The sequence below is a fragment of the Anaerohalosphaera lusitana genome, assembly GCF_002007645.1.
Lineage (GTDB): Bacteria > Planctomycetota > Phycisphaerae > Sedimentisphaerales > Anaerohalosphaeraceae > Anaerohalosphaera > Anaerohalosphaera lusitana.
Map to the genome: position 1 here is coordinate 4,071,509 of NZ_CP019791.1, position 14,500 is coordinate 4,086,008.

Below are 14,500 nucleotides of genomic sequence, written 5' to 3' on the forward strand. Positions count from 1 at the left end.
GTTATGTTGCTAGTTTAACGTCGGGCGACAGATCAACTGTCGTATTCCGCGGCTGAGTAGTTCGGTGATTCTTTGGTTATCATGATATCGTGCGGGTGCGATTCGTGGATGGTCGCAGCGCTGACCTTTACGAATTGTGCGCGGTCCTGCAGTTCGGGGATGGTTCGTGTGCCGCAGTATCCCATGCCTGCACGGAGTCCGCCGACGAGCTGATATAGGAAGGTACTGAGCGGGCCCTTGTAGGGGACGCGTCCTTCGACGCCCTCGGGGACGAGTTTTTCCTTGCCTGTGTCGCTCTTTTGGCCGTAGCGGTCGGCAGAGCCTTTGACCATTGCGCCGAGCGAGCCCATGCCTCGATATTCCTTGAACTGTCTGCCTTTGTAGATAACGGTTTGGCCGGGGCTTTCGGCGAGTCCTGCGAAAAGTGAGCCGAGCATGACGCTAGAGGCACCTGAGGCGATAGCTTTTGTGATGTCGCCGCTGTTTCGGATGCCGCCGTCTGCTATGACGGGTGCGCCGTACTGTTTGGCGACTTCGACAACGTCCATGACGGCTGATATCTGGGGGACGCCAACGCCGCTGATGACGCGTGTGGTGCATATTGCGCCTGGGCCGATACCGACCTTTACCGCGTCTGCGCCGGCTTCGAGCAGGTCCTTCGCTGCCTGTTTGGTGGCGATGTTGCCTGCGATGACGTCGATGTCATAGTTTTTCTTGGTCCATTTGACGGTTTCGATTACGTTTTCGCTGTGGCCGTGGGCGGTGTCGACGACGATGACGTCTGCTTCGGCTTCGATGAGTGCTTCGATGCGATCGAAATTCTTGACGCCTACGGCTGCACCGACTCTGAGCCTACCGCGATCGTCGCGGACGGAGAGCGGGTACTGCTCGACGCGGTAGACGTCTCGCATGGTGATGAGGCCGGCGAGCTCGTTCTTGTCGTTAACGAGAAGGAGCTTTTCGACCTTGTGGCGTCTTAGAAGTTCCTTGGCCTGTTCCAGATCGGTGTCGGCTGAGGCGGTGACGAGGTTGTTCTTTGTCATTACCGTGTCGATCTTGGCTGAGTCGTCGGTGAGGAACCTGAGGTCGCGGCGGGTGAGAATGCCGGCGAGTTTGCGGTTTTCGGTAATGATCGGGATTCCCGAGACGTTCTGTTCGTCCATGACCTGTTTGGCACGGCTGACGGTGTCTGCGGGGCTGAGGGTGACGGGGTCCTGTATTATGCCGTTCTCGCTGCGTTTTACCTTTGCGACCTCTCGCTGCTGGAGCTCGACGGGCAGGTTTTTGTGTATGATACCGATGCCGCCCTCCTGAGCGATGGCTATGGCGAGGGAGGACTCGGTAACGGTGTCCATTGCAGCCGAGATCATTGGGATATTGATCCGGACGTTTTTGGTGAGCTGTGTCGACGTATCGGCTTCGCTTGGCACAAAGTCACTGCGAGCCGGTATCAGCAGGACGTCATCAAAGGTTATACCTTCAGCAACAATCTTGTCGCCACGCATAGAAAATCTCCCTGAAAGAATGATAGAATTGCGTAGTATAGTCTGTGAAGCGGTGTCAGTCAAACGTAATTGCACTCAGGAAACACAAATCAAGCACTATGACGAAATTGCTTGTCGTCTTAATCTATTAACACGTGCCGTATGTCCAAAACCGCGATATCAGTACTGTTATCGGCCCGCCGCGGCGATGGCGTCTTTGAGATCGAGTGTACCTTCGTAGAGGGCCCTGCCGACGATGGCCCCTTCGACCTGCAGCGGAGCGAGTTTTTTGATGTCTTCGAGGGTCGTGACTCCGCCGGAGGCGATTACGGGGACGCTGACGGCGGCGGCGAGCTCTCCTGTGCGTTCGAAATTGGGTCCGGCCATCATGCCGTCCTTGCTGATGTCGGTGTAGATGATGGCCGCGATGGGCATATGGGCGGCCTGCTTTGCGAATTCGAGCAAGGAGTGTGAGCCTTCCTGTGTCCAGCCCTCGATGGCGACCTTCGAGCCGCGTGCATCGAGACCGAGGACGAGCTTGTTGGGGTATTTTTCGACCATCTGGGTGAACCAGCCGAAATCGTTTACTGCTCGGGTGCCGATGATGACGCGGTCGACGCCTGCGTTGAGCATACGTTTGATGGAATCTTCGTCGCGGATGCCGCCGCCGACTTCGACCTTGAGGCCGAGATCGGCGTTGACGATTGCGGCGATGGTGTCGGCGTTGACGGATTTGCCTATTTTCGCGCCGTCGAGGTCGACCACGTGGAGCCATTGGGCGCCGGCCTGCCTGAATTCGGCTGCCTGATCGACGGGGTTGTCCCTGTAGACCATCTGTTTGTGGTAGTCGCCCTGGATGAGCCGAACGCACTTGCCGTCCATTAAATCAATTGCAGGCAGAATATACATAGCGGTAACCTTTTTGAAAACGTTCTCGACTGTTTATTGAGCCGGATTTTAGAAAGAAAGGCCGAGGTTTTCAAATGGTAAATGCGAATATTTCTTATCTGAGGTGCAGTTAAGCATAAAAAATTATCAGGAAATATTTTGGAGCACCCAATTGCACCGCCACAGAATTTAACAGCCGCGCCTCCGACGAACTATTTGGAGGGTCCATTCTCGGCGGACTGTGAAATTATGCGGCTCGAGAGTACGGTTAATGGTTGGTGATGTGCTGGGGTGTTGGTTTCGTTGGCTGGAATCAAAAAAAAGGACCTGGAAACGAATCCAGGTCCTCTACAGATAAACCAAGTGCTCTGTTTTAGAAGGTGTACTGAACGTTGAATCTTGCGAACAGGCCGTGGTCACGGCTGTTGTCTGCGTAGAAGTCGCCCGGTACGAAGTAGTCAACCAGGAAGTGAGCGTTGAGCTGGGCACAGCAGCGATACTTGAGGTAAGCGGTGAACATCTGGCCGCGGAACCTGCCGCTGCCGTATGTCGGGAAACCGCCGCCACCGGTTGCACCTGCTGCCAAGGTGTTGTCGTCGGCCCAGTAGAGGTTGTAGAGAGTTTCGAGTGACCATTTCTCGTGGGGCTTGAAGTAGTGGCCGAAGCCGAGGCGGTGGAAATTGGTCATCTGGCCGAGGTTTCCGCTTTCGCCTACCCAGACGTAGATTGGGAGGTCGCCGCCGCGCTGTGCCTGCGGGTAGTCACCCCAGAGTGTGTCGAAGGCCTCATCGTTGCCGGTACCGGGACGGTCGCCGGAGAGATATTCATAATCCATGAAGACGGCGCTTTGACATTCGTTGTTGAAGCTGTACTTGAGGCGGCCGTTGAATGCCATGGCGTTGAGGTCGGTCTGACCCTTCTGGCCGAACTGCTTTGCGAGTTCAGCACGGTATGACCAGTTCTGGTCGATCGCGTCCTGGAGGGCACCGCCGAATGTGTGGATCTCGGCGTTGGGGACAGTTGCTGCTGCTCGGGGAGACCTACGGTCCTCTTTGTAGATGTAGTATGCTTCGGTCTGGGCCTTGGGGCCGAGTTTGTTGGTCCAGTAGACGATCGCGCCGCGTTCATCCTGACCCTGGGTGAAGTGGCGTGCATCGTTGTAGCTGAATGGTTTGAGCCATTTATTTTCTTTGTCGTAGTTCTGAACGTAGATCAGGTCGAGCTTGTCGCCCTCGTCCTGCAGGTCGTAGGTTGCGCGAACTGCGTCGAAGTGGATCGTTCTGGAACCGTCGGCGGGTGTGCCTTCGAGTACGAGCCAGCCGTTGCCGAGAATGATGTCCTGGCGACCGACGACGATGGTCAGGGGCATATCGAAGGCGTTTCTGAACGTGAAGTTCAGGCGGTCAAACAGGACCTCGTCAAATTCGGTTGACTGGGGCCTGGTGCTTGGTTTTTCCCAGGTGAAGAATTCCCAGACCAGACGGGTGTTGAGGTCAACATCCGGCGAAAGGTTGAACTTGCCGGACATGCGGGTACGATATCGCTGGTAATGTGCGTAGTTGTCAGCGGCGGGAAAATCTTTATCGAGTGTTGTGTAATTTTCAGCGTAAACCTCACGGAAGCGGAAATCGAGGCCAAGCTCTACGCCTTCGGTTGGGTTATGGAACTTGTCGAGCCAGTCAGCATCGTAGAACATGTGGGTATGGGGTGCGGGGATGTCCTCGCCGGTATACTGGGTTACCTGCTCGGAGGCTTGCTGGCCTGTCTTGACGGCTTCTTGTTTTTCGTCGGCGGCAAATGCAGGGACAGTGAGCATTGCCGCGACAACGACTAGACACAGAATTTTCAAGGCAAACTTCATTTTTTTACTCCTTCACAAAGTTCAAAGCACCGGCCGTGCAGTCCGTTTAACGGCCTTTTACAAAGTATCGGTTACGTTTTTGAATTACTTTAGTTTAACTGCTTGCGCCAAAACACTTATCCAGATGTTCTTCTTTAGGGGGTGCGGTGAATATAGACACTGCGATAGCGACTATGATGGCGATGGGCAAGGCGACGACAACGGGGTCGACGACTGACCAGTTAGGTTTGTCGAGCAGCAGGGAATGCTTTTCGAAGAGTGCATGGCAGACGCCGAGTGCGCGGGCTTCCTTGTCTTTTATGAACATCAGCCAGAACATGGTGATGAGGAAACCGGTGAGCATGGAGGCGATGGCGCCGGCTCGGGTAATCTTCTTGAAGAACAGGCCGCCGACGAATGCAGGGAGGAATGCGCTTGCGCAGAGGCCGAAGAATATGGCGGTTGCACGGGCGATGAAATAGCCGCCGCGGAGGTAATTGCTTATGATGACGGCGTAGACGATGCCGATGACGATGCCGATGCGGGTAATGTTCATGCTGGATTTTTTGCTGTGGCTGACCTGCTCGTAAACGTCCCTGCCAATACTGGTACCGACGGCGTGGAACTGGCTGGAGAGTGTGCTCATGGCTGCTGAGAGGAGTGTGAGGAGAAAGATGAGGCCGAACCAGCCGGGCATTGCGCGGGTGACGTAGATGGGTATGATGCTGCCGGAGTTGAACATCCAGTCGCCGCCTGCGCCTTTGACTACGGAGCGGAGGAATGAGGTTGCGCGGGGGTGGATGATGGCTGTGCCGTCGGGCTGCTGGTCGATTTTTGCGTTGGGCATTAGCTTGGAGAACGGGATGGTCTTGCCGTTGTCGAGAGTGACGTCGTAGCCCTTGCCGATGAGGTTTATGTCGGCGATCTCGTCGCCGTCGGTGTCGACGTGGAGGAGTTGACATGGGATCTGTTTGAGGATGCCGCGTTCTTTTTTGGCGGTGACGCCGGTTCGTTCGGTGACGGAGACGATGGTGCCTTCAACTTTTTCGTATTTGTGGAAGTAGAGGTTGCTGAGTGAACCGACGACGAATGCGACGCCGGTCATGATGAGGATGAAGATGCCGCCGACGAGGACCGCCCTGTTGAGTTCTTTGGTGCTTTTTACGGTCATGAAGCGAACGGCGAGCTGGGGCTGGGCGAGTACGCCGATGCCTACGCCGAGGGTGATGGTGGAGATGATGATCCACCAGAGGTCATATTGGGGTTCGCCCCAGCCGGGGCCCTTGGGCATTGACATCCAGCCCTGGAAGCCGATCGCGCCGAAGAGCGAGGGCATTTCGTTCATTTCGGTGAGGTCGGCGTGTGCCTGACCGACGCCGCCGAGCATTGCGTAGGTGGCGATCAGCAGTGCGATCATACCGATGAACATGAGTGAGCCCTGGAGGGCGTCGCTGTACATGACGCCTTTGAGGCCGCCGACGATGACGTAACCGGCGATAATGACACTGAAAACGAGGAGTGCGACCTGATAATCCACGCCGAACTTAGCGGAGATGAACTCACAGCCGCCGATGAGTACGGCAGCGGCGTACAGGGGTATGAACAGGAATATTACGACGCCGGCGAATATCTGTAGGAACTTGCTTTGGTACCTTTTGCCGAGCAGTTCGGGGAAGGTATGGGCCTTTAGCCTGTGGCCCATGCGGCGGGTTGGGCCCCCGAGGAAGACGAAGGCCAGGAAAATGCCGACGAAAATGTTTAGGAACGTGAGCCAGAGAAGGCTCATGCCGAACATGCCGGCGACGCCGCCGAAACCGACGATGGCACTGGTGGAGATGAAGGTTGCACCGTAGCTGAGGGCCATGACGAAGGGGTGTACGTCGCGGCCGGCGATGAGGTAATCGGCAGCGTTTTTAGTGCGTTTGAAGCCCAGCCAGCCCAGGTAGAAAGTCACCATGAGATAGGCCAGGACGACGAGTATTTCCGTTATACCAACTGCTTGTGCTAGTAGCATGTATTCCTCCAAGTTTTAAAGGATCAAGCGTTTCCCGCTGCCCCGATTAGAATTCTTCCTCGATACTGGCCTCTTCCTGAGCCCACTGTACATCGTCGGGCTCGACCTCTTCGTCGCCGCGATTCCAGGTGATGAGGCCGTAAACTACGCATATGAGTGTACTTACGATGCATAAAAGGTATGCCAGTAAAACGCCTTTACTCTCGATCCCAAACATGGCTCACTCCTATTTTGACCACTTGATGCGTCCGCAGACAGTGCGGAAGCATATTTAGTATATGGTATTGCAACTTCATCGGCGGTTAGGATGGAATCATTGCAGTTTTTTGTATTAAAACTCTGCGTTGTCCGCATATTTAGCGAGCAGTATACGCATTAACACGGACGCAGGCGGAGATTGAAATGTCAGATGTCCAGCAAACGGAGGGCGTTTTGGGATAAGATCAGGTCCAGGTCCGCCTGGGGGAGGTTTGTGTCACGCAACAGTTTTAGCTCCTGCGACTGGTCGTTCCAGGGGCTGTCGGTGCCGAAGAGGACCTTTTGGGGGCCGTGTCTGCGGATCAGGTCGGCTGTTTTTTGTACGCCGAGTGACCGGAAGGTGAAAGAGATATCCATATATATGTTGCGGCCGAGGATGAGCTGCTCTACTTCGTCCCATGCGTCCCAGCCACCCATGTGGGCGGCGACGAGCTTGAGATCGGGCCAGTTTTGGGCCAGGTCGCGGATCTTTGCGGGGTCCACCCTTCTTTCACGGGGAAATGCGATGTCGTAGCCGCAGTGCAAAAGCAGGACGAGTTGGGAAGTGCAGATATTGTCGTAGATTTCACGCATGCGGGGGTCGTTTGCGTAGAAGTTCTGGTAGAAGGGATGGAGCTTGACGCCGTGGAAGCCTTCGCGGGCGATCTGCTGGATCTTTTGGGGTTTGTCGTCATCTTTCGGATGCAGGGAAGGGAAAGGGAGGATCCTGTCGGAACGTATGGAGTCGCACCAAGTTAGGACGCCTTCGAACTGGCCGGGGCGGGTTGCTATGGTGCAGATGAAGCTTTTTTCGATGCCTGCGGCGTCCATTGAGCGTAAGAGGTCGGCGACCGTGCCGTCAAGGTATGCTTCTACGCCTGTTGCGCCGCTCTGCAGGTTGGCCATGGCCCTTTCGGCTACCGCGTCGGGGAATGCGTGTGTGTGGAAATCTATTATACGTGAAGGCACTGTCGGTAAACCTCTTTTTTAATGCTGATGAATTCAGGTTTGGTATGTATGACTATGGAAGCGATTTTGAAGGTGGTTGTCCAGTAAAAACCGGAAGTCGTTTGAAAACGCTTGATGTTAGGTGCCGTGGAGGAATGGAAAATCAGTATGCATATTGGGCCGGGCAGAATCGAGGAACTGTTTCAAAACTCGGATTTGTCTTTCGGGGGTCCTTTTTCCGTTCGACTTCGGTGGTCGGGCCGCCGCAGAATTTAACAGCCGCGCCTCCGACGAACTTTCCGTTGGGTCCATTCTCGGCGAACTTTTTTTGTTAATATTATGCGGCTGGTGGGTGCGGGAAATGGTCGGGGTGCTGGGACGTTGATTTGGTTGGCTGATGTTTTGTGATGATCTTTCGTTTGGGCTTGACAGTTTGGGGGGTGGGGGTGGATTTCAACCAAGGGGCTGCTGACGTTGCACCAGTTGTGCAGCTTAGATGTAAGTGTTTACTAGTAAGGCACTTATATGCAAATTAACGGTGTCTGACCCTTTTTAATTTATCCGACGACGTTGCCTGCGGTGTCGATCATGCAAATTAAAAGTGTCTGACCCTTTTTAGTTAGGGGTTGTTTTGCGGGGGCGGCCTCTGGGGCGGAGGGAGGATTCGAGGGAGAGGGCTTTTGCTGTTTGGTGGGTCCAGTCGGAGTCGCCGAAGGGTCGGCCGCGCTGGATGCAGGTTTTGATTTCGTCTTCGGGCAGGTCCGCAGCGCCGTCGACGAGCTTTGTCCATCTGCGGGGAAGGGGCATCGGGCCATCGCTTAGTTCCAGGGGTGAGTCTTTGCCGAGGCGGTTGGCGAGTGAGCTCCAGAGGTAGTCGGCGCTACGTTTGACGAGTTTTGCGCGGAGCGGGTTGCTTTCGACGTAACGCATGAGGGTGAGGTAGTAGGTGTCGTCCTGGACGGGGAAGCTTTTGTAGCGGCCCTGGTAGAGGTGGCCGATGCCGACTGTGCGGTGGGCGGCATGCCAGCGGTGAGAGTGTGTGCCGGTGAGCCATTTCATGAAGGCGGAGAGGTCGCCGTCGGCGCGCGGCCAGAGGACGAGGTGCCAGTGGTTGGACATGATGCAGTAGCCGCAGATTCGCATGTCGAAGCGTTCGGCGGCTTCGGCGAGGATCTGCTCGAAAGCGCGGAAGTCGTCGTCCTTTTTGAATATACGCAGGCGGCCGTTGGCGCGGTTGAGCACGTGGTAGACGATGTTTCCTTTTGCGATGCGTTTTTGTCTTGGCATAATGAGCGATTATAGGGGCAAAAGCAGAGTTGTCAAGCAGAAAAAGTGTCTGACCCCTTTAATTCACCTGACCCCTTTAATTCACCCCGATCTGCCACTGTTTGCAACAAATAAACTTGCGAATTAAACCATCGGGATCTGTACTTGTGATTGGGCTAGCACTGGTATAATTATATAAATTCATACCATCAGAATACTGTCGGGTAGCTGCTAGCGGACTATTCTTGTTGGCATCTGGCACGATCCCCAGCGGGTCCTTTTGCAGGAAACGGCCGGTTTGGGGGTCGTAGTATCGGTGGCGGGAATATTGTAATTTCAAAGAGCCGCCGTCTAGTATATCCAGGCGTCGGCCTGTGTACAAGTACGGATTTTCCTTTTGCGGTTTTTGCCAGCTCTGCGTGTAGTCGGCGTTGTAGACGGTTGCTTTGCCGTATGCGTTGTATTCATAGCGTTCGACGACGTTGCCTGCGGTGTCGATCAGGGCGGCGGTGCTGTAGAGGTGATCGTGGGCGTAGTAGAGGTCCGTGGCGGTGTCGCTGGTCATGAGAGGCTCGTCGATGTAGTTGCCATACACCGGGAAGTCATTTTGAAACTCATTTTGCTTTGCGGCGGCCCTTTTTCCGTCTGGCTGCGTTGTGCAAAATCGCCCATAGTTACGGCTATTGCCAATTTTGCACGCCTTGCCAGCCGAAAAAATCTCAGGCCGCAAATTCAAAAGCAGTTTCAGAAATGCCTTCCTGTACCGCTTGAAGTTGTCGCTGCCGTCGTATTCGGCCAGCACCTGCCAGTTGTCGTTGTAGTAGTAGATGCGTGTGTTCGCGGTCGTTTTGTGGTCGACCTTGCGGATACGCTGGCCGAGCGCGTCATAATCGAAGCTGGCCACGAGCGAACCGGAGGCATCCTTGATCTGGCTGATGCGGTTTTCGTAGTCGTAGGTGTACTGATAGCCGTTCTGGTCGGTGGTGGTGTTGCCCGCGTCGTCATAGGTGCAGATGACGTCATAGCCGGTGGTGGCGGAGTCGTAGCGGTTGGTGAGTTTGGGCTGGTGTTATGGATTTTGTAAAGAGCTTGTCAGAAGCCATTTCAATAGTCAGATTTATCTAATTTTCTAAAATCTGGCCGTCTTCGATCAGACTTGGTCTCAGCTTTTCGTAAGGAACATCCTGAACGGCAATATTGTTGTCTGCCGCCAGTGCCGCGGCTTGGCCCGCACTTTGCCCCAGAATCATAAAAACCGGCTCCATGCGGATCGAACCGTATGCTACATGTGATGATGAAAGACAAACCGGAACCAGCAGATTTTGGCATTCGTTTTTTTTCGGCACAATCGAGCGGTACGAAACCGGGTAGGGCGCGGGGCATGGCTTTCCGAAATTGCCATCATTACGGACAGTTACTTTTCCATCTACTTCTACTACTGAACGTTGACAAAAATGAGAATCCATTGGATAAGACGCCAGACCGACTGAATCCTTAACCGTTCTCTTTGATTCACAGTTCGCCTGGGTCATCACATAATCGGAAACCATGCGACGGCCTTCCCGCACATAAAGCTGGTGAGGCCAGTAACCCGTTTCCACAAACTCATCAGGATCGAGCCCGAATTGGTTAACCCTCTCCTGCAGCTTCTCCGGAACCTGCGGATCGTTCGCCAAAAAGTACATCAGTCCCTGCTGATACTCGACATGGTCCTGGAAAATCTGCTCACGTAGTTCGTACAATTCGTGCATGGGCATCGGCAAACCCCGCCTTGGTGCAGGGAGTTCATCAAAAGAAAGGGGCTTGTAAGTGCCGTCCGGCCAGCGATAATTGCCCCCAATATAGTCTGAAGAAAAGCTCCCCGCGTTATTACTGTCTCCGTTCCTCATCTGAACAGGCCCGTCCGTCATCGGACGCCTAGTGTAATTCAGCGTCCACCGGATACCCGGATCAAGATTCAAAAATCGCCCAAGCAATGCATACCTGTGGGGATCATACCCCTTCGGCTTATAGAACGGAATCTTGCCGTCCTTATTCGTCAAATACATTCGAAAGTTGTAAGCCTGAACTTTCAAATCCCCATCACCCGGGGTCCCAGCGGGTTCAAGAGATATCTCAGGAAGCAGCCCTGATTTTGGAACATCCGGAACCACATAGGGGCTCAATTGTAACCCGCAAAACTCGTAAACATTTTGATATGAGACCTTCTGCCATTTTCCAGCAAGCGACTCACCGTAAGCCCCCGCGGGCTCTCGCCCGACATAATACGACACATTCGCCGCCGCGAACAGATCCCCCTCATATGTGGAATCGACAAACACTTCTGCCTTGACCGTCTCACCTGTTTCCATGACAATTGAAACCAACCGACCGTTTCTAAGTTCCGCGGATACAAGACACCTGCCGAGCAACACCTTTACACCCGCTTCGTCAAGCATCGTCCTGTACAAGGATTCGGCCCGCGAAGGACTGAAATCTTTGATTCTGCCGATGCGTTCATAAAACCGCCTTGCCAACCCGCCTATGGATTTATTATCGCCCACGTCCGTCGCGGTCAATCCCCCCGAGGTCATCCCACCTACATGCCGGTTAAACGAAAACAACACTACCTTTTTACCACAATCAGCAGCCTGTATCGCCGCGGTAACGCCTGCGGTCGTCCCGCCGTAAACCGCCACATCACATTCGACCACCTTAGGCTCGCCGGGCTCAACCTGCTGATAATAAACCGGCCTGCCCATATTCGAACTCTGACCGGATGCGTTGATAGAAGAACTGCACCCAGAAAACAATAAAATCAGGACCGAAACCGCAAAGGCTGTAAAATACTTAGTAACCAGCTTCATTCGTAACTCCCATCTAAAAGTCATCTTCCCTTGAACCTAAAATGATCTGATATGGAAGACTACCATACCCACCCATAAACATCAAGAAAGTCTCTGGCAGTGTAAGAAATGTTTCGCACATTTGATTTTTTGTCTTTCGTTGGTAATTGCTTATCTTCCTGATGATCTTGCGTCCGCTTGCTTGAGCGAACAAAGGAAGGGTTCAGTCAGGCAAAAATCCAGCTCTGACGGGCTCCTCGCAGGAAAAACTTTACAAGACCGGCACACTTCAAAGCATTGCCGACCCTTTCCAGCGTTGATTGATGCACCTAGTTTTTAATGGGCTTGTAAGGTAATTCCCGGCGAAAATCGCTCATAGAGTGAAATAATACTGGAAGTTCTGTTTGGTTATTGTTTTAATGGGGAAAATAGATTGGGTAGGGTTGATCGGCAGCGATCGGCCATTAATGCGTAAAAACTAGATTCGGAGGTTCTTCATGTATCAGAGTGCAAAATCTCACCGTCAGGGTTCTTCACGTCGGGATTTTATCAAGAGCGTTCTTTATGCGTCGCCGCTGGTGATGCTTGGTTCTGATTTCGTATTCGGCGAGAGGACCATTGAGCCGTTGTTCGAACCGAAGAAGATTCGGCCGGGCAAAAAGATCCGTGCGGCACAGGTTGGGGTGTTTCATCGGGGCGGTCAGGTTCTGGATTCGTTCAAAAGATACGGGCAGCAGGTAGAGTTCAAGGCATTTGCAGACGTTCTGTTTACCGATCCTGATTCGAAGATGCGGGGCTTTGAGGGTGTGCCGTGCTATAGGGACTATCGCGAGATGATGGAAGAGATGCACGATGAGATCGACGCGGTAATCGTGTGTACGCCGGACCATTCGCATTTTCCGGCTGTGGCGCATGCGATGCTGCTGGGTAAGCACGTGTATGTTGAAAAGCCTTTGGCGCAGAACGCTTATGAGTGCCGGCTGCTGGAGAAGCTTGCGAAGTCAACAGGCGTTGTGACGCAGCTTGGTAACCAGGGGCATTCGGGTGCGGGGACGTTCCAGTTTGGTGACTGGGTCGATGCGGGGCTGATCAAGAACGTGAAGAAGATCGATGCGTGGATGGTGAAGAGCCGTCGCTGGCACGGGTGGACGATCACTGAATATCCGGATGTCGTTCCGCCGGTCGGTTATGACTGGGATCAGTGGCTGAGCAGGCGTCCGTTCAGGCCTCACAGTGAAAGGATGACGGGTGGAAACTGGCGATGCTGGTATGAGTTCGGCTGCGGGTGCATGGGTGACTGGGGTGCTCATATCCTCGATGCGATCCACAGGTATCTCAAGCTGGGTCAGCCTTATGAGGTTACTACGGAGACTTACGGTGAAAGCGATCTGTATTATCCGCAGGGTTCCGTGATCACGTTCAAGTTCAAGCAGCGCGAGGGTATGCCTCCGCTGGAGCTGAGATGGTTCGACGGGCAGGGGCATTATCCGGACAAGATACCGGCAGGTTACAAGGATAAGATGGGCAATGTGGGTTCGCTGATATACAGTGAGGACTTTACGATCCGCGGGCACAGTCATGGTGCACGTTATGAGATCATCGACGAGGCGAAGGCTGAAGCTGTCAAGAAATCGGGCAAACAGCCGCCATTCAGGAAGAACCTGTCCAACCACTACAAGAACTTTTTGAACGCATGTCAGGGTATCGAAGAGGCTAATTCGCGGTTTGAGGTTGGTGCTCCACTTTCCGAGATGCTGTGTCTGGGTTGTGTGGGTCAGAAGTATCCGGGGACGCTCAAGTATGATGCGAAGACGATGACGATCACCAACAACGCAGAAGCGAACAAGATGCTTAGGGGTCCTGAGGTTCGCGATATCTGGGATGCTTACGATAAGGGCAAGCCGGCCAAGTCGAAGAAGTCGCTTATCAAGCGGCCGGGGCAGGCGAAGTGGGAAGGCCTGGTCGATGACGGCATGAGCAAATGGCAGAACCCGTATGAATGGGGTGAGTATGAGGTGGTTGACGGCGAGGTTCATCTGACTTCGGATAAGGGCAAGTGGTTCTTGCTGACGGATAAAGAATACGCCAACTTCGTCTTTGAGGCTGAGATCAAGATGCCGGTTAAGAAAGGCAACTCGGGATTTTTGTTCCGCTGTCAGAAGAAAAAGAACAAGGCGTGGGGCTATCAGGCAGAGGTTGATACGAGCGACCGCAAGTGGTCGGGCGGGCTTTATGACGAGGGCAGACGCCGATGGTTCGTTTCGCCCAATCGCGATCATGCAAGCGGGAAAGAGCAGCAGGAGTCTATTGCCGCATTCAGGAAGAGAGCGGGCGACTGCTTCAAGCAGGGGCAGTGGAACAAGTACCGCATCGAGTGCATGGGGCCGAACATCAAGATCTATGTGAATGATGTTCTGACGACCGATGTTCAGGATCAGTGGGATATTGCGGGTTATATAGGGCTTCAGCATCATGGCGAGAAGGGGCTTACGTATAAGTTCCGCAACGTTCGGATCAAGGACCTTGGTGCGGGCGGTGAGGTATATTATCCGCACCGCGAAGAGGCCGCACGCCGGGCCGCTGCTTCGGGAGCTGTTGAGAATACGCTGCCGGGCGATGTTTATGAGGCGGAGTCTGTGGTACTCGGCGGCGGGACCAAAGTTGCCGACAACCAGAAGGGTTATCAGGGTAAAGGATTTGCCGACTTTGGCGGGGCCGGGTCTTTCGCGCATTTCGATAATGTTCTGGCGGATAAGACGGGCACTTTCAAGCTGACGTTCAGGTATGCTGCGAGTGATAACAACAGGGCGTGTAATCTTGTGGTCAACGGCAAGAAGGTCGGGGTTGTCAAGTTCCCGTCGACCAACGACTGGACGACCTGGAAGACGCTGGATGTTAATGCGAAGCTTGAGAAAGGCGGCAACTCGATCAAAGTTGTGGCTATCAAATCTGGTCCGAATCTGGACGCTATGGCAGTGAATAAGGCATAATGCCGGGT

The 14,500-nt window shown here is 53.9% G+C and carries 11 protein-coding genes; 2 read left to right on the top strand and 9 right to left on the bottom strand.

What is annotated here, in order from left to right:
• Positions 1–32: 32 nt before the first annotated feature.
• The 8 genes from guaB to STSP2_RS16595 form a co-directional block, all read right to left on the bottom strand.
• The gene (guaB, locus tag STSP2_RS16565) at positions 33–1,505 is read right to left on the bottom strand and encodes an IMP dehydrogenase (protein WP_146663826.1); all 1,473 of its coding nucleotides are present in this window, start codon (positions 1,503–1,505) and stop codon (positions 33–35) included.
• Between the two features lie 168 nt (positions 1,506–1,673).
• Complete coding sequence (gene hisA / locus STSP2_RS16570) at positions 1,674–2,393, bottom strand: 1-(5-phosphoribosyl)-5-[(5-phosphoribosylamino)methylideneamino]imidazole-4-carboxamide isomerase (RefSeq protein WP_146663827.1); 720 nt, start codon at positions 2,391–2,393, stop codon at positions 1,674–1,676.
• A 352-nt stretch (positions 2,394–2,745) separates the two neighbouring features.
• Positions 2,746–4,233: an alginate export family protein gene (locus STSP2_RS16575; protein ID WP_146663828.1), complete on the bottom strand. Its 1,488-nt coding sequence runs from the start codon at positions 4,231–4,233 to the stop codon at positions 2,746–2,748.
• Positions 4,234–4,327: 94 nt separating this feature from the next.
• A complete protein-coding gene (locus STSP2_RS16580) occupies positions 4,328–6,226 on the bottom strand; it encodes a sodium:solute symporter family protein (protein ID WP_146663829.1) in 1,899 nt (632 codons plus the stop codon).
• 46 nt (positions 6,227–6,272) lie between these two features.
• A complete protein-coding gene (locus STSP2_RS17430; protein ID WP_169853302.1) occupies positions 6,273–6,443 on the bottom strand; it encodes a symporter small accessory protein in 171 nt (56 codons plus the stop codon).
• 188 nt (positions 6,444–6,631) lie between these two features.
• Complete coding sequence (locus STSP2_RS16585) at positions 6,632–7,432, bottom strand: amidohydrolase family protein (RefSeq protein WP_146663830.1); 801 nt, start codon at positions 7,430–7,432, stop codon at positions 6,632–6,634.
• Between the two features lie 594 nt (positions 7,433–8,026).
• Complete coding sequence (locus STSP2_RS16590) at positions 8,027–8,698, bottom strand: transposase (protein WP_146663831.1); 672 nt, start codon at positions 8,696–8,698, stop codon at positions 8,027–8,029.
• A 76-nt stretch (positions 8,699–8,774) separates the two neighbouring features.
• Positions 8,775–9,272, bottom strand: a complete 498-nt coding sequence (locus tag STSP2_RS16595) for an RHS repeat-associated core domain-containing protein (protein WP_146663832.1) — start codon at positions 9,270–9,272, stop codon at positions 8,775–8,777.
• Between the two features lie 12 nt (positions 9,273–9,284).
• On the opposite strand from STSP2_RS16595, the gene STSP2_RS16600 reads away from it, so the two are divergent.
• Positions 9,285–9,761: a hypothetical protein gene (locus tag STSP2_RS16600; protein ID WP_146663833.1), complete on the top strand. Its 477-nt coding sequence runs from the start codon at positions 9,285–9,287 to the stop codon at positions 9,759–9,761.
• Between the two features lie 37 nt (positions 9,762–9,798).
• Here the strand turns inward: STSP2_RS16600 and STSP2_RS16605 are convergent, their stop codons facing one another.
• Positions 9,799–11,523, bottom strand: a complete 1,725-nt coding sequence (locus STSP2_RS16605) for an FAD-dependent oxidoreductase (RefSeq protein ID WP_205847932.1) — start codon at positions 11,521–11,523, stop codon at positions 9,799–9,801.
• 476 nt (positions 11,524–11,999) lie between these two features.
• Between STSP2_RS16605 and STSP2_RS16610 the strand changes: the two genes are divergently transcribed.
• Complete coding sequence (locus tag STSP2_RS16610) at positions 12,000–14,492, top strand: 3-keto-alpha-glucoside-1,2-lyase-like domain-containing protein (protein ID WP_146663834.1); 2,493 nt, start codon at positions 12,000–12,002, stop codon at positions 14,490–14,492.
• Positions 14,493–14,500: the final 8 nt, after the last annotated feature.